27 protein-coding genes are annotated in these 24,929 nt (G+C 59.0%); 15 read left to right on the plus strand and 12 right to left on the minus strand.

The features are described 5' to 3' along the window. Positions 1 to 190: 190 nt before the first annotated feature. Entirely contained in the window at positions 191 to 1,672 is a 1,482-nt protein-coding gene (locus tag BFW87_RS20165; RefSeq protein ID WP_078741480.1) for a methyl-accepting chemotaxis protein, read from the minus strand. Between the two features lie 96 nt (positions 1,673 to 1,768). Beyond that, on the minus strand, positions 1,769 to 2,575 hold the full coding sequence (locus BFW87_RS20170) for a TatD family hydrolase (protein WP_078741481.1): 807 nt from the start codon (positions 2,573 to 2,575) through the stop codon (positions 1,769 to 1,771). Between the two features lie 236 nt (positions 2,576 to 2,811). Between BFW87_RS20170 and BFW87_RS20175 the strand changes: the two genes are divergently transcribed. The 3 genes from BFW87_RS20175 (at position 2,812) to BFW87_RS20185 (ending at position 5,352) form a co-directional block, all read left to right on the plus strand. Beyond that, positions 2,812 to 4,233, plus strand: coding sequence for a transglycosylase SLT domain-containing protein (locus BFW87_RS20175; protein WP_078741482.1), 1,422 nt, complete (start codon positions 2,812 to 2,814; stop codon positions 4,231 to 4,233). A gap of 103 nt (positions 4,234 to 4,336) precedes the next feature. Beyond that, positions 4,337 to 4,771 (plus strand): DoxX family protein, encoded by a 435-nt coding sequence (locus BFW87_RS20180; protein ID WP_078741483.1) that lies wholly within the window; start codon positions 4,337 to 4,339, stop codon positions 4,769 to 4,771. A 272-nt stretch (positions 4,772 to 5,043) separates the two neighbouring features. After that, entirely contained in the window at positions 5,044 to 5,352 is a 309-nt protein-coding gene (locus tag BFW87_RS20185; RefSeq protein ID WP_078741484.1) for a hypothetical protein, read from the plus strand. A gap of 16 nt (positions 5,353 to 5,368) precedes the next feature. On the opposite strand, the gene BFW87_RS20190 is transcribed toward BFW87_RS20185, so the two are convergent. The 3 genes from BFW87_RS20190 to BFW87_RS20200 are packed head-to-tail and all read right to left on the minus strand — an operon-like array spanning position 5,369 to position 8,777. Beyond that, positions 5,369 to 7,114, minus strand: a complete 1,746-nt coding sequence (locus BFW87_RS20190; RefSeq protein ID WP_078741485.1) for a GldG family protein — start codon at positions 7,112 to 7,114, stop codon at positions 5,369 to 5,371. Between the two features lie 14 nt (positions 7,115 to 7,128). After that, a complete protein-coding gene (locus tag BFW87_RS20195; protein WP_078741486.1) occupies positions 7,129 to 7,854 on the minus strand; it encodes an ABC transporter permease in 726 nt (241 codons plus the stop codon). Further along, positions 7,851 to 8,777, minus strand: a complete 927-nt coding sequence (locus tag BFW87_RS20200) for an ATP-binding cassette domain-containing protein (RefSeq protein WP_078741487.1) — start codon at positions 8,775 to 8,777, stop codon at positions 7,851 to 7,853. The genes BFW87_RS20195 and BFW87_RS20200 overlap by 4 nt, the downstream gene beginning before the upstream one ends. Positions 8,778 to 9,018: 241 nt before the next feature. Here BFW87_RS20200 and BFW87_RS20205 point away from each other — a divergent pair, with 241 nt between their 5' ends. Together BFW87_RS20205 and greB are read left to right on the plus strand one after the other, a co-directional pair. Then, positions 9,019 to 10,020, plus strand: coding sequence for a hypothetical protein (locus tag BFW87_RS20205; protein ID WP_078741488.1), 1,002 nt, complete (start codon positions 9,019 to 9,021; stop codon positions 10,018 to 10,020). A 126-nt stretch (positions 10,021 to 10,146) separates the two neighbouring features. Further along, a complete protein-coding gene (gene greB, locus BFW87_RS20210) occupies positions 10,147 to 10,620 on the plus strand; it encodes a transcription elongation factor GreB (protein WP_078047544.1) in 474 nt (157 codons plus the stop codon). Positions 10,621 to 10,664: 44 nt separating this feature from the next. Here the strand turns inward: greB and BFW87_RS20215 are convergent, their stop codons facing one another. Both BFW87_RS20215 and BFW87_RS20220 read right to left on the minus strand, forming a co-directional pair. Beyond that, entirely contained in the window at positions 10,665 to 13,175 is a 2,511-nt protein-coding gene (locus BFW87_RS20215) for an ABC transporter permease (RefSeq protein ID WP_078741489.1), read from the minus strand. Beyond that, positions 13,175 to 13,858 carry an ABC transporter ATP-binding protein gene (locus tag BFW87_RS20220; protein WP_059397119.1) on the minus strand — a complete coding sequence of 228 codons (684 nt, stop codon included), beginning with the start codon at positions 13,856 to 13,858 and terminating at the stop codon, positions 13,175 to 13,177. The genes BFW87_RS20215 and BFW87_RS20220 overlap by 1 nt, the downstream gene beginning before the upstream one ends. A gap of 10 nt (positions 13,859 to 13,868) precedes the next feature. Between BFW87_RS20220 and BFW87_RS20225 the strand changes: the two genes are divergently transcribed. The 3 genes from BFW87_RS20225 to BFW87_RS20235 all read left to right on the plus strand — a co-directional run bounded on the left by BFW87_RS20225 (position 13,869) and on the right by BFW87_RS20235 (position 15,881). Continuing rightward, positions 13,869 to 14,474, plus strand: a complete 606-nt coding sequence (locus BFW87_RS20225) for an arylesterase (RefSeq protein ID WP_078741490.1) — start codon at positions 13,869 to 13,871, stop codon at positions 14,472 to 14,474. A gap of 58 nt (positions 14,475 to 14,532) precedes the next feature. After that, the gene (locus BFW87_RS20230; protein ID WP_078741491.1) at positions 14,533 to 14,826 is read left to right on the plus strand and encodes a hypothetical protein; all 294 of its coding nucleotides are present in this window, start codon (positions 14,533 to 14,535) and stop codon (positions 14,824 to 14,826) included. 83 nt (positions 14,827 to 14,909) lie between these two features. After that, positions 14,910 to 15,881 (plus strand): L,D-transpeptidase family protein, encoded by a 972-nt coding sequence (locus BFW87_RS20235; protein ID WP_078741492.1) that lies wholly within the window; start codon positions 14,910 to 14,912, stop codon positions 15,879 to 15,881. Between the two features lie 122 nt (positions 15,882 to 16,003). Here the strand turns inward: BFW87_RS20235 and oprI are convergent, their stop codons facing one another. Beyond that, entirely contained in the window at positions 16,004 to 16,255 is a 252-nt protein-coding gene (gene oprI, locus BFW87_RS20240) for an outer membrane lipoprotei OprI (protein WP_003172710.1), read from the minus strand. 612 nt (positions 16,256 to 16,867) lie between these two features. On the opposite strand from oprI, the gene BFW87_RS20245 reads away from it, so the two are divergent. Next, complete coding sequence (locus BFW87_RS20245) at positions 16,868 to 17,149, plus strand: GNAT family N-acetyltransferase (RefSeq protein ID WP_003233387.1); 282 nt, start codon at positions 16,868 to 16,870, stop codon at positions 17,147 to 17,149. Between the two features lie 61 nt (positions 17,150 to 17,210). On the opposite strand, the gene BFW87_RS20250 is transcribed toward BFW87_RS20245, so the two are convergent. Both BFW87_RS20250 and BFW87_RS20255 read right to left on the minus strand, forming a co-directional pair. Next, complete coding sequence (locus BFW87_RS20250) at positions 17,211 to 18,287, minus strand: 3-deoxy-7-phosphoheptulonate synthase (protein ID WP_060753323.1); 1,077 nt, start codon at positions 18,285 to 18,287, stop codon at positions 17,211 to 17,213. A 131-nt stretch (positions 18,288 to 18,418) separates the two neighbouring features. Further along, positions 18,419 to 18,853: a PilZ domain-containing protein gene (locus BFW87_RS20255; protein ID WP_078741493.1), complete on the minus strand. Its 435-nt coding sequence runs from the start codon at positions 18,851 to 18,853 to the stop codon at positions 18,419 to 18,421. Between BFW87_RS20255 and BFW87_RS20260 the strand changes: the two genes are divergently transcribed. The 5 genes from BFW87_RS20260 (at position 18,852) to cysB (ending at position 22,788) form a co-directional block, all read left to right on the plus strand. Further along, a complete protein-coding gene (locus tag BFW87_RS20260) occupies positions 18,852 to 19,238 on the plus strand; it encodes a thioredoxin (protein ID WP_078741494.1) in 387 nt (128 codons plus the stop codon). The genes BFW87_RS20255 and BFW87_RS20260 overlap by 2 nt on opposite strands. Continuing rightward, positions 19,235 to 20,197, plus strand: coding sequence for a putative 2-dehydropantoate 2-reductase (locus BFW87_RS20265; protein ID WP_078741495.1), 963 nt, complete (start codon positions 19,235 to 19,237; stop codon positions 20,195 to 20,197). Before BFW87_RS20260 ends, BFW87_RS20265 begins: the two co-directional genes overlap by 4 nt. A gap of 27 nt (positions 20,198 to 20,224) precedes the next feature. Further along, positions 20,225 to 21,142, plus strand: coding sequence for a 5'-nucleotidase (locus BFW87_RS20270; RefSeq protein WP_078741496.1), 918 nt, complete (start codon positions 20,225 to 20,227; stop codon positions 21,140 to 21,142). A 66-nt stretch (positions 21,143 to 21,208) separates the two neighbouring features. Beyond that, positions 21,209 to 21,709: a universal stress protein gene (locus BFW87_RS20275; RefSeq protein ID WP_016972341.1), complete on the plus strand. Its 501-nt coding sequence runs from the start codon at positions 21,209 to 21,211 to the stop codon at positions 21,707 to 21,709. A gap of 104 nt (positions 21,710 to 21,813) precedes the next feature. After that, positions 21,814 to 22,788 carry an HTH-type transcriptional regulator CysB gene (cysB, locus tag BFW87_RS20280; RefSeq protein WP_012722988.1) on the plus strand — a complete coding sequence of 325 codons (975 nt, stop codon included), beginning with the start codon at positions 21,814 to 21,816 and terminating at the stop codon, positions 22,786 to 22,788. Between the two features lie 5 nt (positions 22,789 to 22,793). On the opposite strand, the gene BFW87_RS20285 is transcribed toward cysB, so the two are convergent. Further along, positions 22,794 to 23,276 carry a GreA/GreB family elongation factor gene (locus tag BFW87_RS20285; protein ID WP_078741586.1) on the minus strand — a complete coding sequence of 161 codons (483 nt, stop codon included), beginning with the start codon at positions 23,274 to 23,276 and terminating at the stop codon, positions 22,794 to 22,796. A 5-nt stretch (positions 23,277 to 23,281) separates the two neighbouring features. Then, positions 23,282 to 23,650 (minus strand): hypothetical protein, encoded by a 369-nt coding sequence (locus BFW87_RS20290; RefSeq protein ID WP_078741497.1) that lies wholly within the window; start codon positions 23,648 to 23,650, stop codon positions 23,282 to 23,284. A gap of 132 nt (positions 23,651 to 23,782) precedes the next feature. Here BFW87_RS20290 and earP point away from each other — a divergent pair, with 132 nt between their 5' ends. Next, positions 23,783 to 24,916, plus strand: coding sequence for an elongation factor P maturation arginine rhamnosyltransferase EarP (gene earP / locus BFW87_RS20295; RefSeq protein ID WP_078741498.1), 1,134 nt, complete (start codon positions 23,783 to 23,785; stop codon positions 24,914 to 24,916). The last annotated feature ends 13 nt before the right edge of the window (positions 24,917 to 24,929 follow it).

Here is a 24,929-nt window from a genome sequence, read left to right on the forward strand (position 1 = left end):
CCGGACGAGCAAGGTATTAACGGAGAAGTACATCGGCGGTCCCTCGCACTGATTGATCAGGCGAGAGACTTTGGAGAGGTTGGTGAGGAAAAGAAGTCGGCTCTATTCGCCAGAAGGGGTAGGGCGTTTCGCCAAAGCCCTCGGCAAACCGAGGGCTTTGTGTAGGTGAGGGATTACAACGTGCAAAGTCTTACAGCTTCAACTGCCCAATCGCCTTGCTCAACTCCCCCGCCAGCGTCGCCAACTCATTGCTGGTTGTCGCCGAATCCACGGTCTGCTGCACCGTGTTTTCGGTCACATCGCGAATGCTCACCACCGCGCGGTTCATCTCTTCGGCGACGTGGCTTTGTTGTTCTGCGGCTACGGCGATCTGGGTGTTGCTCTCGCGCATTTGCGCCACGGCGCCGGTGATTTCGGCGAGGGCGGCGCCGGCTTCCTGGGCCTGTTGAACGCAATCGTCAGCCTTGAATGAGCTCTCCTGCATAAAATCCACCGCGTCGCGGGTGCCGGCTTGCAGCGCCGAGACCATGCGGGTGATTTCGTCGGTGGAGCTTTGTACGCGCTTGGCGAGGTTGCGTACTTCGTCGGCGACCACGGCAAAACCACGGCCCATTTCCCCGGCACGGGCGGCCTCGATCGCGGCGTTGAGGGCGAGCAGGTTGGTTTGTTCGGCGATGCTGTGGATCACGCCGACGACGCCGTTGATTTTTTGGCTGTCTTCGGCGAGTTTCTGGATCATTTCTGCGGTTTGCTGCACCCCGGTAGACAGCCCGGCAATCGAGCGTTGCACGCGGGTGACCACCTCCTGGCCGCTGCCGGCGAGGGTGTCGGCGGTCTGGGACAGGTCGCGGGTAGCGCCAGCGTGCTGGGCGATGTGATAAACGGTGGCGGTCATTTCGTTGATCGCGGTCGCAGCCTGGTCAGTTTCGCTTTGCTGGCCGAGCATGCCGTGCTGCACCTCGTTCATGCTGCTGGCCAGGCGCGCGGCGCCCTCATCCAACTGCTTGGCGGTGCGGGCGACAGTGTTGACCACGCGCTGGTAACCCGCTTGCATGGCGTTGAATGCGCTGGCCATCTGGCCGACTTCATCCTTGCACGCCAAGGGCACGCGGGCTGACAGGTCGCCGGTTTTTTCCACGTGCAGCATTACGTCCTTGAGGGTGTTGAGTTGGCTGAGCAAAAAACGGATCAGCAACTGCGAGGCGCCGAGCATCGCCAGCATCAATATCAGCACCGCCACGGCGTAGTTGGCAAAGCGTTCGCCGAACACCTGGCTCAAGCTGCGACCGTAGGCCAGAACGGCGATTTGTTGGCCGTCGGGGCTGGCGATCACCTCGGCGCCTATCAGAGGGTTTTCACCGAACAGGGGCAGGTGATTAAGCTCGACCCAGCCGCTGGCTGTGCTCAAGGCTGACAGATCATAACGTTCAAGCTGTGGGATTTGGCCGTGTGTAAACGTCAGCCATTGCTCGCCTTTGGGCAATGGCTTGTCGGCAGGCCAGGCATTGAGCAATCGCCCCTGCGCCAGAGCCGAGGCCTGAGACGCATCGCTGCGCGCTCGTTGCTCAAGCTGCACGGCGTACAGCACCAGCAGCAAGGTGGTGATGAAGGCGACCGCGTTCACGGCCCAGAATTTGTATTTCAGCGAGATATTGCTAAGCCAGGCACCCATGGAAGGTTTTCTCTGATAGCGGAAACAGTATTGGCAAGGTGCCATTATTGTGCCGCTACTCAGAAAGCCGGTTTTGACATGGGTCAATGCGCCGCATCACTCCACGGTCGGCAGCCCGAAAAACGTGCGGGCGCAGGCAGTGCTGTGTTCGGCCAGGTCTTGCACGGTTTCGTTGCGGTGCAGGGCCACCTCGCGCAGGACTTCCGGCAAATAAGCCGGTTCATTGCGGCCATTTTTCGGCTTGGGGCGCAGGGTGCGTGGCAGCAGGTAGGGCGCATCGCTTTCCAGCATCAGACGGCCGCGGGGGATTTCTCTTACCAGTGGATGCAGATGCGTCCCACGGCGCTCGTCGCAGATCCAGCCGGTGATGCCGATGTGCAGGTCAAGGTCCAGGTAGCTGAACAGCGCCTGTTGCTCGCCGGTGAAGCAATGGACAACGGCGGCGGTCAGGTGGTCGCGGTAGTCCCTGAGGATTTCCAGCAGGCGTTGGTTGGCGTCGCGCTCGTGGAGAAATACCGGCAATTTCAACTCGACGGCCAACGCCAGGTGTTCTTCCAGGACCTTTTCCTGCTGAGGGCGCGGAGAGAAATCACGATTGAAGTCCAGCCCGCATTCACCCACCGCGCGCACGCGGCTTTCAGTGAGCAAACCGCGCAAACGCCTGGCGCTTTCGCCGTTCCAGTCGCTGGCGGAGTGGGGGTGGATGCCAGCGGTGCTGAACAGGCGTTGGCCGCTTTCATCGAGTTTTACGCACAGTTCCAGGGCCTGTTCGCTGCCTTCGACACTGGTGCCGGTGAGCACCAATTGTTGCACGCCGGCGGCGTAGGCGCGGTCGAGGACGGCCTGGTGCCTCTCGTCGAAACTGGGGTTGGTCAGGTTGACGCCGATATCAATGAGTTGCATGGTGCTATCTCCGCCTGCGGTCGGAAAGCATATCAGAGCTGTAGATTTATAAGAAAATCTAAGAACTACAACGAGTTATAGCTGTCTTTGAACGTCGCAAGTGACATTGTGGTGAGTGGTTCGCCGCTTACCCTGCCGCCGATGCACGCAAAGCCTGCGCATAAAGCGCTCTGTTTCTGACCCCCAGCACCGCGTCTTTCGCGCCGGCGCTGGCCAGTATTCTTTCCGGAGAGCGGATGATCCGACCCTCGGCGTTGCTAATGTTATGCCTGACGTTACTGCTGCCCATGGCGGCGGTTGCACGTCTGGACGGGCCGCTGGAAGTGACTAAGCCCGGCAAGGTGCGTGACCTGGCGCAAATTCGCAGCAGCCGAACCTTGCGCGTGCTGGTCAACCAGAGCCGAAACAGTTCGGGTGAAGTCCAGGGCCAGGCCATTGGTGTCGAATACCATCGCCTGCGTGCCTTCGAGCAGTACTTGAACGGCCACGCCCGTGATGGCGAAGAAATCAACCTCAAGATCATTCCAAAGGCCAAGGACCAGCTACTCGGCGCGCTGGCCCGTGGCGAAGGCGATCTGGTGGCGCCCGGTGAGTTGCTGGATGTGAAGGCTGCGCACAAAATCAGCACCAGCGACCCGATCGCCAGCGATGTGCCGTTGTGGCTGGTGGGCGTGAAAGGGGAGCGGCGGTTTACCAGGCTGGAGCAGCTTTCCGGGCGTACGCTGGCGCTGACCACTGGCAGCGCGGCGGCGGATGCGATCAGCCAGGTCAACCAGAAACTGGCCTTGCACAAGCAGCCGCCGGTGAAGGTGGAATGGGTTGACCCGACGTTGGCGGTGGAAGATGTGCTGGAAATGGTTCAGGCGGGAATTTTCCACCTGACCATCGTCGAAAAGCCGATTGCCGAACGCTGGTCGAAAATCCTGCCCAAGTTGCGGTTTGATCGACAGGTGGTGATCAGTGAGCCGGGCGACGAGTATTGGTTTGTACGCCAGGATGCCTCGATGTTGCGCGCCAGCATTGATCGTTTTCTCAAGACTTACAGAACCCCGTCTGACCAGGACGTAGCGTTCCAGCGCATCTACCGACGCCTCTATCAGGTGCGCAACCCGTTGGCCCGCGCCGACCGCCAGCGCCTGGAAAAACTGCGTCCGGTCCTGCAAAAACACGCCCGCGAGCAGGGCATGGACTGGTTGAACCTCGCTGCCCTGGCCTTCAAGGAATCTGCGCTGGACCCCGGCGCGCGCAGCAGCGGAGGCCCGACCGGGCTGATGCAGATCACGCCTTCGGCGGCGCAGCGGGTGGGCGTCAATAATATCGAGAGTCTCGACAGCAATGTTCAGGCGGGCGCCCGGTACCTGGCGATGATTCGTCGCAAGTTTTTTTCCAGCCCCAAACTGAATGAACGTGAACGCATGGCGTTTGTGCTGGCGGCTTACAACATGGGGCCTGAACGGGTGCAGGGCATGCGCGCTGAAGCGCGTCGCCGTGGTCTCAACCCGAACCAATGGTTCTTTCAGGTCGAGCGCATTGCCATGGAGCAAGTCGGGATGGGCGGCGTCAGCTATGTGAATAGCGTCAACAAGTACTACTTGGCATTTGATCGGGAACGGGAGTCCCTTGAGCCGTCAACGCCCAAAATTGCCTCTCGAAAATAATCTAATTTATCGATATGTATTAGGCATTATTTGCGCTTTTATCATTGGTTAATCCGATTAAGATGGCGGCCAACAGACCTCTACTTTAAAAAGGATTATCGCCATGAGCCCACTGATCAACCGCATCCTGTTCACCCGCGCCGGTTATGGCTTGACCATCCTGCGGATTTTCGTCGGCATCATTTTCGCTGCCCACGGGTCGCAAAAACTCTTCGGCTGGTTTGGCGGCTACGGCCTGGCAGGCACTGCGCAGTGGATGGAAAGCATCGGCCTTGCACCGGGCACTTTGATGGCTGTGTTGTCGGGCGGCACTGAGTTCTTCGCGGGCCTGGCACTGATCATCGGCTTGTTGGCGCGTCCCGCGGCGTTGGGGCTGACTATCCTGTCGCTGGTGGCGATTTTCTCGGTGCATATCCATAACGGGCTTTTCATGGCCAACAACGGTTATGAATTCGCATTGGCCTTACTCGGCGGTTCGTTGGCTGTGCTGGTGGAAGGGGCTGGAAAACTGTCTGCTGACCGCGCCATTGCCCGCTGAAACGTGGGAAAAATCCACGCACCAGACCGGAAAAGGCCCGCTATAAGCGGGCCTTTTCATTGCGCGGGATTCTTGACATGGCCCTATCGGCTTCTCTAGGATGGCTCTCATGCGCCGATTTAAACAGCTAATTGCGGGGCGCCACCGGGACTCGATACAGCCCGACAGAAACATGCACTCTTGATAGAGGCAGGTTTCGAAATTCCGCTAAAGCGCTGGTTCGGTGTTGCCTCTCACCTGCCCGCAGACTTTTGAGGCAGAGACACGACACAATGAATGCACTACGCCCCCTCATACGCCTGGCCCCGATCACTGCGGGCCTGACTCAACGCAATCCAAAAATTCTCCTCGGCGGAAAGCACCAGCCAACGCTATTGCGCTACCTGGATGGCTGGCCACGCCGCACTGGGCGGCCTTCAGCGTTTCTGATTCAGTTTGTTGAAGAGGGTGATTCGCTGGCGCGCTTTGCCAGCAACAGCTTTGACCTCGCCGTTATCCAGGCGCCCAGTGCCGACGCCGCCGAAGAAGTGATTCGCCAACTGACGCGTATTGCCCGCCAGGGGCTGATTACCCGTCGCTGATTGGTTTTTCAGACCCTCAGTGAGGTGCAGTGGCTGCCGCGAATCGGCGTCGGCGCTGGAGCAGAAACAGTATCCAGGCGATTAGACAGAGCAGTAGCGGAACGGGAAGAATCATCAGCAGTTTGAGGATTTTTTCAGTTCGATGTACTTGCGCGTAGGTCTCGACATTGAGCGCGTGCAACTCCATGGGCAGTCGCAGACGCTCTTTATTGAGTGCTTGCAACTGGGTATTGGTATTCACCGCTTGGGTCACTACGCCTTTGCTCGGCGGAGCCAGTCGTTGCCACTCTTGCTCCGTCTGCTCCAGCCGTCGTTCCCGTTCGCCGGCCTGTTGCGCATAGGCCTGCGCCGCTGCCTCGCGCATCTGTTCCAGTGGGTATGCCGACTGGCTGGCTACCGCCGGGGGCCGGATGTTTGCAAGCGCATCAGGAGCCACCAGGTTGTCCAGGGTATTGAGGATAAACAACGCGTTGTCGTTGGGGCCCGAATTGATAACAGCGTCTGCGAGCAAGTCCGTGTCGGTCACCACCACCACCTGGATGTGCGCGGCTTTTTGCAAACCGGATGAGACCCCGTTGATGCCGTCCGGAAATGCCGAATAGGCCGGTCCTTCGAGTCGAGCCGCGATGACGTGCTGTTGCGCCCCATCCGATATCTTGTGGGTGAATGAGTCAAACGTGGTCGCCGATGCAAATTGCGTGGCATCCATCAGTGCGGACTGCCTGGAGCTACGCAGCAACGGGGTAAGCGTTGTACGGCTTTTTTTGATACGCGAGAGTGCACCGCTGCTCGAAACGATCACCGAGCCCAGTTTCCTGGTGCTGATATCGTCTGCCGCCATCGCCTGTCGCGTTAAATTCAATCTGGCCGGGTGGATTACCGTCGGCTCGCCCTGACCGACTGTGGCCGATGAGGCGTAGAGACTGTCGACCAGCAATTTATCCATAGGCATCTGTACGCCCCAGGCTGTCAGCAAGCCGTCCAGTCGTGAGTCCAAGGGGGCAGCGTTCGCCTCCATTTCGCTCATGGGATCGATAAAGATCATCAGCTTGCCTCCCCTCAATACAAACTGTTCGATCGCATACAAAGTGTGTTCCGGCAGTGCGCGCGGGTGCACGACCATGAGTGTTGTGATCGATTCAGGGATTTGTTCGATCTTCGCTGCCAGGTCTATCACGTTGAAATGCTGATGTATTTGCTCCAGCACCTGGCCCGCGGACTCCGCCAGTGCCAACCCGGACACCAGGCCGATCACAGGAGGCTCAGGTTGCTTCAATTTGTGGATCAGGTGGCTGATTTCATACTCAAGGAAAGCTTCGCGCCCAGGGCTGAAGGCTTCTATGCGCTGTGCAACCTGGCCTGCACGGGTGCCAATCAGGCCCAAAAAGCCTTGCGTGTCATCCAGACCGAACAGGCCGGCTTTGTAGGCATCCTCTGAATAAGGTGCGGGATCGATCACGTGCAGGTTGATCATGCCGTTGGCGGCTTTTTCATATTCCTTAAGCAGGTCTGCCACGTGTTCGCCATAGCGTTTCATCGCCTGATTTTTTTTTGCGCCGTTGCGTGAGTTGAAATAATACAAGTCCACCGGGCTTTCCAGCTCGGTCAACAACTGCCGTGCGGACGGCGAAAGCGTATGGTTTTTTTGGTGTGAAAGGTCCCAGCGGATATCGGGAAGATTGTTTATCCAGACCAGATTAAATGCCAGAAACAGTAACGATATGACTGCAAGTGTCATACCCGTAAGTAGCGCGGACCGCATACGTTGCTTCCTTCTCAGCTGGCTTTGCCGTTAAGTGTGACGGTCGTTGCACAGAGAAATGCAAGGATCATGCTGATGAAGTACAAACTGTCACGAAGTGTCAGTTTTCCATTGTCGATAGCGTCGAAGCGTGAAAGTGGGTTTATTTTGATCAAGCTGTCGATTAGCCAGATGGGGGCCTGATGATCAAGTGCGTCCAAAATCGAATACAGCCCACTGGCGATAAGCAGCAAACCCAGCGTCATCAGGAAAACAACAATACGGTGACGCGTCAGCACGCAGATGAAACAACCGACGGACAGGTAACTCCCCGCCAGCAACCAACTGCTGAGAAATTGTGAGGCGATAACGCTATTGTCTGCAGCGCCGAGATAGTTGGCAGCAAGCACTACAGGAAACGTCAGCACTACGGCGATGCCGCATACGACCCACGCGGCCAGAAACTTGCCGATGACAAGTTCTGCTGCAGTAAGGGGCAGCGTTTTCATCAGTTCACGCAGGCTGATATTTTGCTCGTCTGACCATAGTTGTGTCGACAGCGTGGGTATCAGCAGCAGATAAAGCCAGGGATGTAAGTGAAAGAACACGCGTAAATCACCGCTGTTGTTCTCCACCCATTGGCTTGCGTGCAATCCCAGTGAGGTGCTGAGCACCAGGAACGCGGCAACACTCACGTAAGTGCCTGGCGTGCAGGCATAACTGACGAGTTGGCGCTTGAAAATGACGGGTAGCCGTTTCAAAGCGAGGCCTCCTGGCTCAAGTGGTGAACGACTTCGTTCAGGCGACCTGGCTCCAGGCTTAAGGACGTGATGTCCCAACCGCGACTGGCGATCAGTGCATTGATATGGGAATAAATGGCATGCCCCGGCATCGCAAGTACGGTCACCGTACCTGGTGCCTGTCGATCTTCTTCTATGCCTGCAACGCCGGGTAATACGGCGAGTGCCAGTAAGTCCAACGGCGTTTTTGCCGCCAGCGTGACGGATTGAAAGTGTCGGGAACTGCGTTGGAGTTCGTGCAGCGGAGTATCTGATATCAACCTGCCGTTTGCGATAACCAGCGCGCGCGTGCAGAGGTTCGACAGTTCGTCGCAGTGGCGAGACGCAATAATCACTGTCATCTCTTCAATCAATGACTGGATCAGTGTTTTGAACTTGATTCGTTGATCCGTGCCCACGCCTTCCGTTGGTTCGTCCAGCAAGAGCAGGCTTGGTGTATGCAGGATGGCTTGAGCGATGGCAACGTTGCGTTTCATACTTGGAGAGAGTGCATTGATGGGCGTGTTGAACACGGGCAACAAGTCTAGTCGCGCGGCTGCACGCGCTACTCGCTCGCGCTTTTCAGCCCCGCTGAAGCCCCGGACTTCTGCAATAAAGTTCAGTACACCTTTGACGGATAACACGTGATGGCTGAGCCCGCCTTGAAGTTGATAACCCACCGCTTGCTTTACTTGAAGTGGATGGGTGTGAAGACTCATTCCCGCAATACCAATATGCCCGGAAGTTGGTTTGGCTAATCCGCCAATCAAGTTCAGTAACGTCGTTTTGCCCGCGCCCTGTCCTCCAAAAATACCTATGCATTCTCGGTGTTGCGCGCAAAACGAAAGATCGGTGATCACCTCTCTTTTGCCCAAATGCTTGGTCAGGTTACTTATTTCGAGCATTGTGTTACCGCGTGAGTGTGGTAGGCGTATTGGAGAAGCGCTGGCGATGAAGGCTGAAGCGTTAAAAAGGTTACGTTTAATGACTGAGTTTGTGAATGCGGTGGCGGACATCTCAGAAAAGTCCTACACCGAGCTTGATAACTTGCTGAAACAATTGTGAGATCTCGACGCTTCTAAATGCTCGGATGTTTATCTAATGTTTTAGGTAAGGTTTGCTCTTTTGTGATGAGGCCTGATTACTATGATGCTTCTACGTACCCTTGTTCTTGAACGCAGTGGTCAGGACGCTCCGGTCAACGGTGCACTGCTCTGTGGTTTTGCAGTGGCCCAGACCGCTTCCAACTTTCTTGTTTACAGCCTGGATGAAGAAACCGAACCCGGTAACTCCCGTGTCTATATCGCGGCATTGCGTAAGAAGCTCGACCGATATTTTCTGGGCGGTGTCGAGTCCAAGGAAGACCTGCAAGTGGCCATGCAGGTGTTTAAGCAAATTTTGACGGCAGCCGCAGCGTCCGGAGCGAAGGCAGGTGCTGCAGTGGAGGCGGCAGTGCCCTTTCACTTTATCGATTTGAAAGGCTGCAAGCTGCCGCCTGCAAGGCCTGAGGACCATCACTCGGTAATCATCAAGAAAGCGTTGGTGATGAAGGTGATTACCCTGGGCATCGCTGCGCCTGCGCTGCCGGCGATCGAAAGCGCTGCGCTGATCGTGCCGTCCATTCGCTTTTCTTCGCAAATGGTTGCGCCCATCAGAAACGCAACCCCCTCTCAGCCCACGCAGCCATCCGAGCATGTGTTTGTTGAAGCCGAACCATCGGATTCCGTGGATGACGTGCCTGCGGTGGAGCCGGTTGAAGCGCAGGCGCCGCCTGCCGACGTTGAGCGCGGTGAATCAACCCCGCTGAAGCTGCCCGCCCCGATGGAGCCTGCTTCATTGCAGGAGGTCGACAGCACGCTCACCAATCTTGCCAAAGTGGCGCAAGAGTTGACGCAACAAAAACGTGCAGTCACTGAGCGAGAGGAAATGCTCGAGCAGTGGCAGGCTCGATTGCAGCAGACGCAAAGTGACCTGGATGAAAAAGGTCGTGGCCTGGAGCAGCGCGACGCACAACTGCATAGCCAAAAAGAGGAGGCTGACCAGCAGGCTGAAAAGATGACGCTGGCAATGGCGCATTTGTCCGGTATGCGCCAGCGTTTACGCAGCGCGCTGCTTGAACTGGACCAGGCCCTTGAGGGTCAAGGCTGAATCAGAAGAGGTCTGCGGTCTGGCTACTTTCCCGGGTTCATTTATCATCAACCCCTGCCAGCCGACGCCAAGGCATGACGCCGTAGCGTTTCGGCACCGTTGGACATTGCCTGGGGATGCATGCGTTTGAGTACCAAGCTGATTACCAAAGAAGGCCATGAAGCGCTGAAAAAGGAGCTGGATTATCTGTGGCGTGAAAAGCGTCCGGATACCACGCGCAAAGTAACGTGGGCGGCCTCGCTGGGGGATCGCAGCGAAAACGCTGACTACCAGTACAACAAAAAACTGCTGCGTGAGATCGACCGGCGGGTGCGATATCTGCGCAAACGCCTGGAAGACATGCGCGTGGTGGAGTACATGCCCGAGCAGGAGGGCAAAGTGTTTTTCGGCGCTTGGGTGGATATTGAAAACGAGCAGGGCGAGACCAAGCGGTTTCGCATTGTGGGGTATGACGAGATCTACGATCGAATGGATTACATCTCTATCGACTCGCCCATGGCCCGGGCGCTGTTGCGCAAGGAAGTCGATGATGAGGCGATGGTGCAGACTCCAAGCGGAGAAGTGTGCTGGTGGATTACCGGAATCGAGTATGTGAAGTAGGCGAATGGCCCGCTCTCTGAGTAGAGGTGCGGGCCATTTGCGTTTCAGCCTTCGCGTAATACGGTCAACGGGCTGGCATTCAGCGCGCGGCGCGTGCCGAACACCCCCGCACCGCCGATCAGCACCGCGCCAATCACCGGTAGCACCAATAACCACGGGTGAGGGTGCCAGGCCAAGTCAAACGCGTAGCGGTACAGCACCCATGTCACCAGTTCGGTGCCCAGTGCTGCCAGCAAGCCGCTGACGGCACCCAGCAAGCCGAACTCGATACGCCGTGCCTTGACCAGCAGTTTGCGTTCGGCGCCCAGTGCGCGCAGCAATGCGCCCTGACGAATCCGCTCATCCAGTGTGGCCTGCAAGCCGGAAAACAGCACCGCCATCCCCGCCGCCAACACAAACAGCAGCACGTACTCCACCGCCAGCGTCACTTGGGCGAGGATGCTGCGTAGCTGCTCCAGCAAAGCCTCGACCTGCAGGATGGTGACCGCCGGGAAGGCTCGGGACAGGTCAACGATCTGCTGATCATGACCCGGCGCCAGATAAAAGCTGGTCAGGTAGGTCGCGGGCAAGTCCTTCAAGGTCCCCGGCTGGAAGATCATGAAGAAGTTGGGCTGGAAGTTATCCCAGTTGATGGTCCGGAGGCTGGTAACCCGGGCCTCACGGTTTTCCCCGCCAACGGTGAACACCAGGTGGTCATTGAGTTTGAGCTTCAGACTTTCTGCAACCTTGGCCTCAACTGACACGCCAGGCACCTCATCCGTCGGCTGCTGTGACCACCAGGAACCTGCAGTCAGCACGTTGCCCGGGGGTAGATCGGCCGCCCAGGTCAAACTCAAATCACGCTGCACGGCGCGGTCACCACCTGAGTCTTTGCTGACGATCTCCTGCACGGGGGTACCGTTGATGCTGATCAACCGCCCCGGCACGACCGGGTACAGCGGCGCCGCTTGCGCTTGCAACTCCAGGAGCCGCGCGCCAAATGCATCTTTGTCGGCGGGCAGAATGTTCAGCGCGAAATAGTTGGGTGCGTCTTTGGGCAACTGGTTTTGCCAGGTGTCGAGCAGCTCACCCCGGAGCAGGGCGATCAGGCCCATCGACAACAGGATCAGACCAAACGCGAGGGACTGGCCAGCGGCCGCCAATGGATGGCGCAGCAATTGGCCCAAGCCCAGACGCCAGGGCAGGGTGGCACGTGCCAACAAGCGGCGCAGGCTTTGCAGCAACAACAGCAGCAGACCGCCGAGGATCAGCGCGGCCACCACGCCACCGCCCAGCAACGCGAAGGTCAGTACCAGATCGAGGCTCAGGCGCCACATGATCAGGCCCAGGGCAAACAGCGCGGCACCGTAGACCATCCATGTGCTGGAGGGGATGGGCAGCAAGTCGCGGCGCAATACCCGCAATGGCGGCACGCGGCCCAGCGCTGCCAGTGGGGGCAGGGCGAAGCCGGCGAGTGCGACCAGACCGGTGCCGATGCCTGCAATCGCCGGCAACAGCCCACCTGGCGGCACGTCGGCCGGGAGCAAGTCGTGGAGGAAATAGAACAGCCCGAACTGCGCCAGCCAGCCGAGTACCGCGCCGGCCAGGCTTGCCAGCAGGCCGAGTACGGTCAATTGCAGGCTGAACAGCAGCATCGTTTCTCGCCGTGACAGGCCGAGGCAGCGCAGCAGCGCACTGGCGTCGAAGCGCCGGCTGGCAAAACGGTTGGCCGAAAGCGCCACCGCCACACCCGCCAGCAGCACCGCGACCAGGCTTGCCATGTTCAGGTAACGCTCGGCTTTGCCCAGTGCGCCCCCGATCTGTTGGTTGCCGTCCCGCGAGTCCTGCAGGCGCTGGTTGGCGGCGAGGCCAGGCTTCACCAGGTCACGATAGGTTTGCAGCACCGTGGTGCCCTGAGGGGCGCGCCACAGTTCGCGATAGCTCACGCGGCTGCCGGGCTGGACCACACCGGTGGCGTCCAGGTCCGCCAGGTTGATCATCACCCGCGGCGTCAGGCTGTAGAAGTTGCCGGCGCGGTCGGGCTCATAGGTCAGGATGCGCGCCAGGCGCAGCGTCTTCATGCCGACATCGATGCTGTCGCCCACTTTCAGGTCAAGCGCCGTCAGCAACCGTGCCTCCACCCAGGCTTCGCCGGGTTTCGGGCCTCCCCCTGGGGTTTCTGCACCGAAGGGCTCGGCAGCGCTTTTCAGTTCGCCACGCAGCGGATACCGCTCATTGACCGCTTTGATGCTGGAAAGCTGAATGCCGTTGTCCGTGGCGATTACGCTGGAAAATTCGACGATGCGCGCGTGGTCCAGGCCCAGCTCGGTCCCGGATTTGATTTGCTCGGGGCGCGCTGGCGAGCTGCCTTCGAGCACCAGGTCGGCGCCGAGGAATTCGGTGGCACGCAACATCATGGCGCCGTTGAGTCGCGCCCCGAAGTAGCCGATAGCGGTGCTGGCAGCCACAGCTACCAGCAGGGCGAAGAACAACACACGCAATTCACCGGCGCGGGCATCGCGCAGCAATTGGCGCATGGCAAGGCTGAACAAACGCAGTAGCGGCAAGCGTGCCATCAAGGCTCCAGGGGCGCGACCATCAGGCCGGCTTCAAGGCGGATCAGGCGTCGGCAACGATGGGCCAGGCGCTCGTCGTGGGTGACCAGCACCAGGGTCGTGCCGCTTTCTTTATTGAGCTCAAACAACAGGTCGCTGATGCGCTCGCCGGTGTGGCTGTCGAGGTTGCCGGTGGGTTCATCGGCAAACAGCACGTCGGGTTCGGCGGCAAATGCGCGGGCAATGGCCACGCGTTGCTGCTCGCCACCGGAAAGCTGGCGGGGCGAGTGGGTCAGGCGTTGACCCAGGCCGACGCGCTCCAGCAGGTGTCTGGCCCGCTCGCGAGCGTCTTTGCGGCCGTCCAGTTCCAGCGGCAGCATTACGTTTTCGAGGGCGTTGAGGCTGTCGAGCAATTGAAAGGACTGAAACACGAAGCCCACGTGTTCGGCACGAATGCGCGCGCGCTGGTCTTCGTCCAGGGCACTGAGTGCTTGCCCTGCGAGAGTGACTTCGCCGCTGCTGGGAAGGTCGAGACCGGCCAGCAGGCCGAGGAGGGTGGATTTGCCGGAACCGGAGCTGCCGACGATAGCCAGGCTATCGCCCTTGTTCAGTTCCAGGCTCAGTTCGTGCAGGATAGTCAGTTCACCTTCCGCGCTGGGAACCACTTTGCTAAGGTTTCGCGCGGTGAGAATGCTTGCGCCCATGGAGAATCCAATGCGAATGTGGTTTTTGAGTGCTGGCCTGGCCTTGATGTGCATGGCCCAGAACGCAGCGGCGGGTACAGTCCTGATCGTTGGGGATAGTATCAGTGCCGGTTTCGGCCTGGATACCAGCAAAGGGTGGGTCGCCTTGCTCGAACAACGGCTCAAAAAGGAAGGTTTCGACGATAAAGTCGTCAATGCGTCCATCAGTGGCGACACCAGTGCGGGAGGCCTGGCGCGGCTGCCGGCGGCGCTTGCAGAGCATAAGCCGGATGTGGTGATCCTTGAGTTGGGCGGCAACGATGGCCTGCGTGGTCAGCCACCTGCGCAATTGCAACAAAATCTTGCTTCGATGATTGACCAGTCCAAAGCGGGCGGCGCCAAGGTGTTGCTGCTGGGCATGCAACTGCCGCCCAATTATGGCCCGCGCTATACCACGGCCTTTGCCAAGGTTTATGGCGAGTTGGCGGAGGAGAAAAACATCCCGCTGGTGCCGTTCTTCCTCGAAGGTATCGGTGGTCATCCGGAGCTGATGCAGGCCGACCAACTTCACCCGGCGGTCGGCGCCCAGGGCCGTTTGCTGGAAAATGTCTGGCCGACGTTAAAACCGCTGCTATGACGCTTCTCTCGAGACGGCCTTTCGGCTAAGGTGGCGCCCCCCCGATTTGGAGCCCCCGATGTCGCGTCCTGCCTGGTCCCTGTTTAACTACCAACTGATCGAGCCGGACGAGCAGTTGGATTTGTTCGCCTGCCAGGAAGTCAGGGTGCATCTGGTGCCGCGTCAACTGGAATTGGGCGGTTCGATCGATCGCACACTCTGTGGCACTTTGTTGCCGGCACAGCCACGCTGGTCGTCGGTGGATCGCTCGATCTTCCAGGACCAGCGTCTGTGCCCGTTGTGTCGGGCGATTCTCGAATCGCAAAAGCGCGGCACACCGCCGATCTGGCCGGAGCTGCGCTTCGAGCTGTAAACGCGGGGCGCTTGATGCTTGAGGCGCGCTTCACGTATACAATCAGTTTTTTCCTACCCGTCGTTCTGCGAAGGATTTTCCGGATGTTGTCGCGCCTTTCCGTCGTCACCTGCTGCCTGTCTCTCGCTGCTCTTTGTGCGGCCGGTTCGGCAGCAGCCTTGCAGTTGCCCTTGCCGCCGCCAGGTGAGGACATTGTCGGTCAGGTCCAGGTGATCAAGGCCAAGTACGAAGATACCTTTGCTGACCTGGGCACCACCTACGACCTGGGTTATTCGGAAATGGTCGCGGCCAACCCAGGCGTCGACGCCTGGTTGCCGGGCGCCGGCACCGACATTGTGCTGCCCACGCGCTTCATCCTGCCGCCCGGCCCACGCGAAGGCATCGTGATCAACCTGGCGGAGTACCGGCTCTACTACTATCCGAAAGGTCAGAACGTCGTCTACACCTTCCCGCTGGGCATTGGTCGTGAAGGCTGGGGTTCGCCGGTTGCACATACCACCATTACCGGCAAGATTCCCAACCCGACCTGGACGCCACCGGCTTCTATCAAGGCTGAACACGCTGCCAATGGCGACCCGCTGCCCAACGTGGTGCCGGCCGGGCCGGATAATCCGCTGGGGCCGTTCAAGTTCACCTTGGGCACGCCGGGCTACCTGATCCACGGCTCCAACATGAAATTTGGTATCGGCACGCGTACAAGCCACGGCTGCTTCCGCATGTTCAACAACAATGTGCTGGAAATGGCCGACATGGTGCCGGTGGGGACGTCGGTGCGCATCATCAGTGATGCCTACAAATTCGGCACCAGCGGTGGCAAGGTCTACCTTGAAGCGCATACGCCGCTCAATGACGACGGCACGCCGTCCGTGGTCGACAAACACACCGCAGTGATCAACGCCTTGCTCAAGCGTGAAGACCTGGCGAATAACCTGCGGGTGAATTGGGACCAGGTGCGTGACGTAGTGGCGGCTGAAGATGGTCTGCCTACCGAAATTGGCGTACCGGGCGGCAATGCACCCGTGGCGTCGAGCACACCGGTCGATCTGCAGCAGTAAGCCTGCATGATCAGAAGCCCGCTCCGGCGGGCTTTTTATTGCCCCGGATTCAGGGCCGAATCGCGGGCAATAAAAAAGCCGACCCAAGAATGGATCGGCTTGATAACAACCCCGAGGGATTATTACTTGCGGCTTGCTTTTTCAAGCATGCGCAGAGCGCGCTCGTTAGCTTCGTCAGCAGTCTGTTGTGCTTTTTGAGCAGCAGCCAGCGCTTCATCAGCTTTACGGTAGGCTTCGTCTGCACGAGCCTGGGAGCGAGCTGCTGCGTCTTCAGTTGCAGTCAGACGAGCTTCGGTTTCTTTGGAGACGCTGCTGCAACCGGTAGCCAGAACTGCGGCCAGAGCCAGAGCAGAGAATTTCAGAACGTTGTTCATCGTGTTCCCCTTCAAGGACTTTCTATTAAATGGCTACTTTCTCAGAGTGAGCTGATAGCCGGCGTACATACTACTCATTACTTGTAGTAAGTAAACTGACGTAGCGCAAGAAGCAAAAAAAATTCTTGCACGGAATCTATTTTGGCTAATCTTTTGGAGGTTTGTATAAAAACTGTTCAAATATTTTCTTTTTTGCGGGAACTGGATCCAAGCTGAAAGGTCCGGCCCGCATGTGTTAGGCCAGGTGATCGAGTGAAATCTTATATATCGTCGATGACACTTTCGTAACGCTCGCCTTTACCACGCCTGGCATCTTTTGCGCATGTAGAGGTGACTTTAACAGCGGCAGTTCGTCTCAAGCTTCAACTGCCGGCAATGTTCAGGCTATCGATCGCAGGTAGATCGAAGCCCTTTCTGTAACCGCCAGCGGCAGGGGATGACGAGTGCGCCTTGAGCTATTGCAGCATTGGTGCTTACTATTCCCTACGTGCTGGTTGTGAGCGCTATAGGTTTTCTCGTTGTCGAAACCGGCACGGGGTGGCGTAGATGTTCCTTCGCCGGAAAAACATCGGTAAGGTAGGGGTCGAATTTCAAGACCCGCGAGGAGTAGTGATGAGCGAGGCGTTGTCCATCCACCATGACCAGGCAGGTCATCAGTTCGAGACCAATGTGGACGGTCATCGTGCCTACCTGACCTACATGGACCTCGGGAAGCAGACCCTGGATATCTATCGGACCTTCGTGCCCAACGCACTGCGGGGCCGTGGCATTGCTGCCGCGTTGACCGAAGAAGCCTTGAAGTTCGCCGAAGAGTCCGGCTATACCGTGATCCCGTCGTGCTCCTACGTAGAGCGCTACATGGAGCGTCACCAGCGGCATGCCGCGAAGCTGTAAACCTTCTGCAGCACAATGAAAAACGCCGGGCTAAGCCCGGCGTTTTTGTGTGCGTACGATTTCAGGTGCGTTTGCGTTTCGGCAATACGTCCTTGAGCTTGGCGTGCATGCTGCGCAAGGTGGTCTCGGTGGCAGACCAGTCGATGCAGGCATCGGTGATCGACACGCCGTATTGCAGGTCGGCCAGATCCTTTGGAATCGCCTGGCAGCCCCAGTTCAGGTGGCTCTCGACCATCAGACCGATGATCGACTGGTTGCCTTCGAGGATCTGGTTGGCGACGTTTTCCATCACCAGCGGCTGCAGGGCCGGGTCCTTGTTGGAGTTGGCGTGGCTGCAGTCGACCATGATGTTCGGTTTGATTTTGGCCTTGTTCAGCGCCTGTTCGCACAGTGCGACGCTGACCGAATCATAGTTGGGCTTGCCATTGCCGCCGCGCAATACCACGTGGCCGTAGGCGTTGCCCTTGGTGGTGACGATGGACACGCCACCTTCCTGGTTGATACCCAGGAAGCGGTGCGGGCTCGAGACCGATTGCAGTGCGTTGATTGCAACCGTCAGGCCGCCATCGGTGCCGTTCTTGAAACCCACGGCCGAAGACAGGCCGGACGCCATTTCACGGTGGGTCTGGGATTCGGTGGTGCGCGCGCCAATCGCCGACCAGCTGATCAAATCCTGCAAGTACTGCGGGGAGATCGGGTCAAGGGCTTCGGTGGCCGTCGGCAGGCCCATTTCGGCCAGGTCGAGCAGCAACTGACGACCGATGTGCAAGCCGTCCTGGATCTTGAACGAGTCATCCAGGTACGGGTCGTTGATCAAGCCTTTCCAGCCGACGGTGGTACGCGGCTTCTCGAAATAGACGCGCATCACCAGGTACAAGGTGTCGGACACTTCTGCCGCCAGCACCTTGAGGCGTTCGGCGTATTCGTGGGCAGCCTTGAGGTCGTGGATCGAGCAAGGGCCGATCACTACGAAGAGGCGGTGGTCGGTGCCGTCGAGAATGTCACGGATGACTTCGCGACCCTTGGTGACGGTCTGCAGGGCAGCGTCGCTCAGGGGGATTTCGCGTTTGAGCTGATCGGGCGTGATCAGGGTCTCGTTGGATTCGACGTTTAGGTCGTTGATCGGTAAATCAGCCATCGTGTTACTCGTCAGGGTCACGGGTGCCGGCCGCCAGCCATCCCCGTGCGGCGGAGCACAGCATGATTTGAATGCAGGGGGGAGGAACCTTAGCGCGTAATACGGGCCCGCGACAATGGGCAAAGCCGGGTTTAATCCAGCACTGGCTGCACAAACGTCTCGTGGGCAAACTCGCCGGCATGGCGCGAGACCCATTCGCGGGCCAGCGTTTCGAGTTGCGCAGGCGTAGGCTCCGTGTGTTCGTGCAAGCGGCAGTAGCGTTCGATCTGGCACACTTGCTCGCCCATTCGCGCGCCAAACAAGGCGTGTTCATCGGTAAACGAGATGCCGATGCGGTAGCCGGTTTCCACCTTGCGGCACCAGGCTACATAGCCCGGATAGCGGGCGCTGGCGCCCAGGGAGGGGATGCGCAAGTCCACCGCAGTGCCCTGGCGCCAGGCGCGCGGGCAATTGCAGGCGACGCCGCCCAGGCCGATAGTGTGCAGGCGTTGGCGGGGAATGGCAGGAGCGGGACGTTGGATTAACTCGACAGCGACATCATCAGGGTGAGGTAAAAAACGACCCATGTACACGGACTCCGAGCACCGTCCAGTTGACGGCGGTGGCAGCAGTATAGTGAAGGAACTGGAATTGACCGACCTGGATATTGACCAGCAATTGCTGGGATTGCCAGGTATTTCGCTCGTGGTGTTTACAGGCGCAGGCTGTTCCAGTTGCCGTTGGGCACGCCAGCAACTGCCGGGTTGGCCGTTGCCGGTGGACCGCGTGTGCTGGGTGGATGCCGGGCACAACGGCGGCGCGGTCGAGCGCTACGAGATCTTTCATTTGCCCGCATTGTTCGTGGTGTGCGAGGGTCAATTCCTCGGGCAATTACAGACACGTCTTACGCTGGCCGACCTGACTGACGCCGTGAATCAAGCACTGACCCGCACACCAGAGGATTTGCCATGACCGCAGTTACACCCCCGTCGCCACGCATTGGCATCATCGGCACCGGCGCTATTGGTGGGTTCTACGGCCTGATGCTGGCGCGTGCCGGGTTCGATGTGCACTTTCTGTTGCGCAGTGAATACGCCGCGGTCAGCGAGCATGGCCTGCACCTTAACAGTACGTTGCACGGCAGATTGCACCTGCACCCGGTGCAGGCTTATGCACGCGCCGCCGACATGCCGGCGTGCGATTGGCTGCTGGTGGGCACCAAGTCCACCGGCAATGTGGACCTCGCCCCGACCCTCGCCCAGGTCGCTGCGCCGGACGCCAAAATAGTGCTGCTGCAAAACGGCCTCGACGTTGAAGACAGCCTGCGCCAACACTTGCCGGCATCGCTGCATTTGCTCGGTGGCCTGTGCTACATCGGCGTGCACCGCTCGGCGCCCGGCGTCGTCGAGCATCAGGCCCTGGGCCGGGTCAATCTGGGTTATCACAGTGGCAGCGCAGCCCATGATGAAAGCCGTCAGCAAGCCATCGTCGAAGAAGGCGCCGCGTTGTTTCACAAGGCGGGTATCGACTCCCAGGCCATGGCCAATGTGCATCAGGCACGCTGGCACAAGCTGGTGTGGAATGTGCCGTACAACGGCCTTTCCGTGTTGCTCGGTAGCGGCACCACGGCGATGATGGCTGATGAATCGAGCCGCGAATTGATCCAGGCGCTGATGGCTGAAGTGGTGAAGGGGGCTCATGCCTGTGGCCATGAAATTCCTGCAAGCTATGCCGAGCAGATGTTCGCCATGACCGAAACCATGGACGACTACCTGCCCAGCATGTACCACGACCACGTGCACAAACGTCCGCTGGAACTGGCGGCCATTTACGCGCGGCCACTGGCGGCGGCCAGTGCGGCAGGTTGCGAATTGCCACGCATGCAGGCGCTGTATCAGGCCTTGAGTTTTATTGATCGGCACAATCGTTGAGCGGGACGCTGACTCGGGGGAAACACCATGGCGAAGGGATTGGGCGACAAACTGGTGCTGGCGATTTCCTCGCGGGCGCTGTTCGACCTGAGCGACAGCCACAAGGTCTACCTGGCAGAAGGGGTTGAGGCATATCGCAAATACCAGATCGAGCACGAAGAAGAGACGCTTGAGCCCGGCGATGCTTTCCCGCTGGTAAAAAAACTGTTGAGCCTCAATGCCAGCCTGGGCCGTGCACGGGTGGAAGTGGTGCTGGTGTCGCGCAACAGTGCCGACACCGGCTTGCGCGTGTTCAATTCGATCCAGCATTACGGCCTGGATATTTCCCGCGCCGCGTTCGTGGGCGGGCGCAGTCCTTATCCTTATCTGGCGGCGTTTGGTTGCCACCTGTTTCTGTCCACCCATGCCGAAGATGTACGCAGCGCGCTGGATGCCGGCTTTGCCGCTGCGACTATTCTGTCAGGCGGTGCGCGACGCGCCTCGAGTGAAGAATTGCGGATCGCGTTTGATGGCGATGCCGTGTTGTTTTCCGATGAGTCGGAGCGTGTGTATCAGGCCGGAGGCCTGGAGGCATTCCTGACCAACGAGCGCGAGTCAGCGCGCGAGCCTTTGCATGGCGGACCCTTCAAAGGGTTCCTGGCGGCGCTGAATTTGTTGCAGCGTGAGTTCGCCGACGAGGCTTGTCCGATCCGCACCGCCCTGGTCACTGCACGCTCGGCGCCGTCTCACGAACGGGTGATTCGCACGTTGCGCGAATGGGATATCCGCCTGGACGAGTCGCTGTTTCTCGGTGGCCTGGAGAAGTCCGCGTTCCTGGAAGCGTTTGCCGCCGATGTGTTTTTCGATGACCAGGCCGGGCATTGTGAGAAAGCCAACGCGGTGGTCGCCACCGGGCATGTGCCCCATGGCATCAGTAACGAGTTGAAAATCCAGAGCGAGAGCTGATCCGAACTCTGCAAGGCGCTGCTAAGCTGATTCAATCTCCGCCATCCTGGCCGTCCAGGAGGTTCTATGATCCGTTCGATGCTGTACGCCACAGACCTTGGTCTGTATGCGCCTTATGTGATGCAACATGCGCTGGCACTGGCCCGAACGTTCAAGGCGGATTTGTATGTGATTCACGTGGTCGAGCCGATCGGGCTGTTCGCCGAATCGGTGTTGCAGAGCTACCTTGATGAGAAGGCCTTGAATGAGTGGCAGAGCCAGGGCTTGACCACCGTGATGGCGACCATTGAGCAACGCGTGCTGGACAGTTTTCGCGAGGAGTTGGGGGAAGGGGAGCAGGACTTGCAGTTGATTCGCTCGGTGCGGGTGATCCAGGGGGACCCGTGCGAGGTGATTCTCGACCAACTGCGTAAACTTTCCGTTGACCTGTTGATCGTAGGTAGTCATAGCCATGCAACCGCAGCGGCCACACCGCTCGGACGCACCGCTGCACGGGTGTTGCAGCTGTCTACGGTACCGGTTTATCTGGTGCCCTCTTTGCAGCGGCGACGCAGCGACGACATATGACCTGTAGAAAACGATAAAAAGTTCTAGATTTATCCGTCCTACCTTTAATATAGTTATATACCGTCGCTGATACCCGTGGCGTCTATCTGCTTTGAGGGACACATATGAAGCTTCAACAACTGCGCTACATCTGGGAAGTGGCGCACCACGACCTCAACGTTTCCGCTACTGCTCAAAGCCTCTACACCTCGCAACCCGGTATCAGCAAGCAGATCCGCCTGCTCGAAGACGAGCTGGGCGTTGAAGTGTTCGCACGCAGCGGCAAGCACCTGACCCGCGTCACGCCAGCCGGTGAGCGCATCATCACCACCGCCGGCGAGATTCTGCGCAAAGTCGAAAGCATCAAGCAGATTGCCCAGGAATTCTCCAACGAGAAGAAAGGCACCCTGTCGATCGCCACCACTCACACCCAGGCACGTTACGCATTGCCGCCGGTAATCCGCGATTTCATCAAGCAATACCCTGACGTTGCGTTGCACATGCACCAGGGTTCGCCGATGCAGATCGCCGAGATGGCCGCTGACGGCACCGTCGATTTCGCCATCGCCACCGAAGCTCTGGAGCTGTTCGGCGACCTGGTGATGATGCCGTGCTACCGCTGGAACCGTTGCGTGGTCGTGCCTCAAGGTCACCCGCTGGCGAAGTTGCCGAAGCTGACCCTGGAAGCCCTGGCTGAATACCCGATCGTGACCTACGTGTTCGGTTTCACCGGCCGTTCCAAGCTCGACGAAGCCTTCAGCCACCGTGGCCTCACGCCGAAAGTGGTGTTCACCGCCGCCGACGCCGACGTCATCAAGACTTACGTACGCCTGGGCCTGGGTGTGGGCATCGTCGCCAAGATGGCGGTCGACACCGCCCTCGACAAAGACCTGGTGGTACTCGACGCCAGCGAGCTGTTCGAATCCAGCGTGACCAAGATCGGTTTCCGTCGCGGCACGTTCCTGCGCGGCTTCATGTGTGATTTCATCGAGAAATTCGCGCCGCACCTGACCCGTGAAGTCATGGCCAAGGCGATCCAGTGCCACAACAAGCAGGAACTGGAAGAGCTGTTTGACGGCGTGGAACTGCCCGTCCACTGAGTGGCTTATTTGGCCTCGGTAACCGTGAAGTGTTGCCGGGCGCCTGCCACCAGAATCTCCACCTCATCACCTTCAAACTTGCCCAGCAGGCTTTTGCCCAGCGGCGAGCGCGGGGTGATGACGGTCACCGGTTGCCCAACCACATCCACCTTCAAGCCCGCCGCATCCGGCGCCAGGAACAGCCATTGCTGGCGCCTGTTTTCGTCTTCCAGACCCAGTAACGCACCCACTTCTATACCGCGCTGATCATCGTAAGCACGCAGTTGCATGTTCTGACACAGCGCCAGCGATTGCTTGATTTCCTCGACACGCTTGGCTTGCCCGGCCGCGAGATAAGACGCTTCCAGCCCCAGCGTGTCGTATTTGTTCTCCGCGATATTTTCTTCGTGGGTCGCGGTTTCGTAGGCGGTCTGCGCAGCGCGCTGAGCGATGTCGAGGTCGACGGTGAGCTTTTCCAGGATGAGCAGGTGAACGGCGTGTTTATTCATGGTCATCAATCACAGAATTGCAGGACATTCGCCCGGGTCTTTTCGTTGGGTGCGTTCTGGTCCTGCTGCAGCCAGAACTGGCATTTGGGGTTGGACAGGTTGCGCGCATTGTTGCGGGCCTGATCCAGGGATTGCTGCTGGGCCTGTTTTTGCAGGTTTTCCTGATACTGCTCGAACATTCGGTTCGGCGGCTCCGGCGCAACGACGGCCGGTTTTCCCAGTTGCTGAACGGCTTGCGCGACTGGTGCCAGACTTTGCGGGAACAGGTAGCGCGAGGCCAGCCAGGTGGTCAGCACAATGGCAATAAACCCGAGCCAGAGGCCAAACGCGATGGCGAAGCACAATTTGAGCAGTGACAGCGGACGGTCAGACATGGCGGCCTCCTGGCAGGCATTTGCGGTGTGGCGGCGATTGTCGCACAGCCGCTGTGCAGAATAATCGCGATCAAGCCTTCTGCATCGGCGCATTTATGCGGACAATCGAGCCTTTGAGCGTTGGAGCCCGGAATGAAAGCCCGCTGGGATATTTTTTGCAGCGTCGTCGACAACTTCGGCGACATCGGCGTGACCTGGCGTCTGGCCCGGCAACTGGTGGTGGAGCACGGGTGCGACGTGCGCTTGTGGGTCGATGACCTGCGGGCGTTCGAACGCATGTGCCCCGAGGTTGATGTGCAGTTGATTCAGCAATGGCAAGAGGGCGTCGAAGTCCGCCATTGGCCCGCCGAATGGCCTGGGGCCGAATCCGCCGATGTGGTGATTGCCGCATTCGCCTGTCAATTGCCGCCTGACTATATGGAGGCCATGGCCGCACGTGCGCGCACGCCGTTGTGGATGAACCTGGATTACCTCAGCGCTGAAGAGTGGGTTGTAGGTTGCCATCGACTGCCATCGGTGAAGTTCAAGGGCGTGCAGAAGTACTTCTTCTTTCCTGGGTTTCGCGCGGGAACCGGCGGTTTATTACGTGAGACCGGTTTGCTGGAGCAGCGTCAGGCATTTCAGCAGGACGCCGCTGCGCAGCAGCAATTCCTGCACAACCTGGGGGTGTTTCCTGCAGCCGGTGCGCGGTTGATGTCGCTGTTCGCCTACGAAAATGCCGGGCTCGGCAGTTGGTTGGACGTGTTGTCGACGGACGGGCACGCCACTCATCTGTTGGTGCCGGAAGGGCGCATTCTCGGCGATGTACAGCGCTGGCTGGGTGTGGACGGGTTGGTCGCGGGGGACGTCCATCAACGTGACGCGCTGACCGTGCAGGTCATTGCGTTCGTGCGCCAGGAGCAATATGACCGTTTGCTGTGGTGCTGCGATTTCAACGCCGTACGTGGCGAAGACTCGTTCGTGCGCGCCCAGTGGGCCGGGCGCCCGCTGTTGTGGCACATCTACCGCCAGGATGAAGACATCCACCTGGACAAGCTCGATGCGTTTCTGGACCTGTACACCGCCGCCTTATCCCCGGCTGCCAAGGCGGCGCTGATCGCGCTTTGGCAGGCCTGGAACACGGATGGCGATATGGCCCAACCGTGGAAAATGCTGCTGGAACACTGGCCCGAGGTCAGTCAGCACGCGCAATCGTGGTGTCTGGAACAAGGCTTGCAGGCCGATCTTGCGACGGCGCTGGTACAGTTTTATGAAAGTTGGATATGATACGCCACCTTGA

This window comes from Pseudomonas fluorescens, from assembly GCF_002022275.1.
In the GTDB taxonomy this organism is placed as follows: domain Bacteria; phylum Pseudomonadota; class Gammaproteobacteria; order Pseudomonadales; family Pseudomonadaceae; genus Aquipseudomonas; species Aquipseudomonas fluorescens_AJ.

Bases quoted from the DNA above. Each gene is read 5' to 3' on its own strand.
- BFW87_RS20165 (WP_078741480.1), bottom strand. From the start codon at position 1,672: ATGGGTGCCTGGCTTAGCAATATCTCGCTGAAATACAAATTCTGGGCC.
- BFW87_RS20170 (WP_078741481.1), bottom strand. From the start codon at position 2,575: ATGCAACTCATTGATATCGGCGTCAACCTGACCAACCCCAGTTTCGAC.
- BFW87_RS20175 (WP_078741482.1), top strand. From the start codon at position 2,812: ATGATCCGACCCTCGGCGTTGCTAATGTTATGCCTGACGTTACTGCTG.
- BFW87_RS20180 (WP_078741483.1), top strand. From the start codon at position 4,337: ATGAGCCCACTGATCAACCGCATCCTGTTCACCCGCGCCGGTTATGGC.
- BFW87_RS20185 (WP_078741484.1), top strand. From the start codon at position 5,044: ATGAATGCACTACGCCCCCTCATACGCCTGGCCCCGATCACTGCGGGC.
- BFW87_RS20190 (WP_078741485.1), bottom strand. From the start codon at position 7,114: ATGCGGTCCGCGCTACTTACGGGTATGACACTTGCAGTCATATCGTTA.
- BFW87_RS20200 (WP_078741487.1), bottom strand. From the start codon at position 8,777: ATGCTCGAAATAAGTAACCTGACCAAGCATTTGGGCAAAAGAGAGGTG.
- BFW87_RS20205 (WP_078741488.1), top strand. From the start codon at position 9,019: ATGATGCTTCTACGTACCCTTGTTCTTGAACGCAGTGGTCAGGACGCT.
- BFW87_RS20215 (WP_078741489.1), bottom strand. From the start codon at position 13,175: ATGGCACGCTTGCCGCTACTGCGTTTGTTCAGCCTTGCCATGCGCCAA.
- BFW87_RS20220 (WP_059397119.1), bottom strand. From the start codon at position 13,858: ATGGGCGCAAGCATTCTCACCGCGCGAAACCTTAGCAAAGTGGTTCCC.
- BFW87_RS20225 (WP_078741490.1), top strand. From the start codon at position 13,869: ATGCGAATGTGGTTTTTGAGTGCTGGCCTGGCCTTGATGTGCATGGCC.
- BFW87_RS20230 (WP_078741491.1), top strand. From the start codon at position 14,533: ATGTCGCGTCCTGCCTGGTCCCTGTTTAACTACCAACTGATCGAGCCG.
- BFW87_RS20235 (WP_078741492.1), top strand. From the start codon at position 14,910: ATGTTGTCGCGCCTTTCCGTCGTCACCTGCTGCCTGTCTCTCGCTGCT.
- oprI (WP_003172710.1), bottom strand. From the start codon at position 16,255: ATGAACAACGTTCTGAAATTCTCTGCTCTGGCTCTGGCCGCAGTTCTG.
- BFW87_RS20245 (WP_003233387.1), top strand. From the start codon at position 16,868: ATGAGCGAGGCGTTGTCCATCCACCATGACCAGGCAGGTCATCAGTTC.
- BFW87_RS20250 (WP_060753323.1), bottom strand. From the start codon at position 18,287: ATGGCTGATTTACCGATCAACGACCTAAACGTCGAATCCAACGAGACC.
- BFW87_RS20260 (WP_078741494.1), top strand. From the start codon at position 18,852: ATGTACACGGACTCCGAGCACCGTCCAGTTGACGGCGGTGGCAGCAGT.
- BFW87_RS20255 (WP_078741493.1), bottom strand. From the start codon at position 18,853: ATGGGTCGTTTTTTACCTCACCCTGATGATGTCGCTGTCGAGTTAATC.
- BFW87_RS20265 (WP_078741495.1), top strand. From the start codon at position 19,235: ATGACCGCAGTTACACCCCCGTCGCCACGCATTGGCATCATCGGCACC.
- BFW87_RS20270 (WP_078741496.1), top strand. From the start codon at position 20,225: ATGGCGAAGGGATTGGGCGACAAACTGGTGCTGGCGATTTCCTCGCGG.
- BFW87_RS20275 (WP_016972341.1), top strand. From the start codon at position 21,209: ATGATCCGTTCGATGCTGTACGCCACAGACCTTGGTCTGTATGCGCCT.
- cysB (WP_012722988.1), top strand. From the start codon at position 21,814: ATGAAGCTTCAACAACTGCGCTACATCTGGGAAGTGGCGCACCACGAC.
- BFW87_RS20285 (WP_078741586.1), bottom strand. From the start codon at position 23,276: ATGAATAAACACGCCGTTCACCTGCTCATCCTGGAAAAGCTCACCGTC.
- BFW87_RS20290 (WP_078741497.1), bottom strand. From the start codon at position 23,650: ATGTCTGACCGTCCGCTGTCACTGCTCAAATTGTGCTTCGCCATCGCG.
- earP (WP_078741498.1), top strand. From the start codon at position 23,783: ATGAAAGCCCGCTGGGATATTTTTTGCAGCGTCGTCGACAACTTCGGC.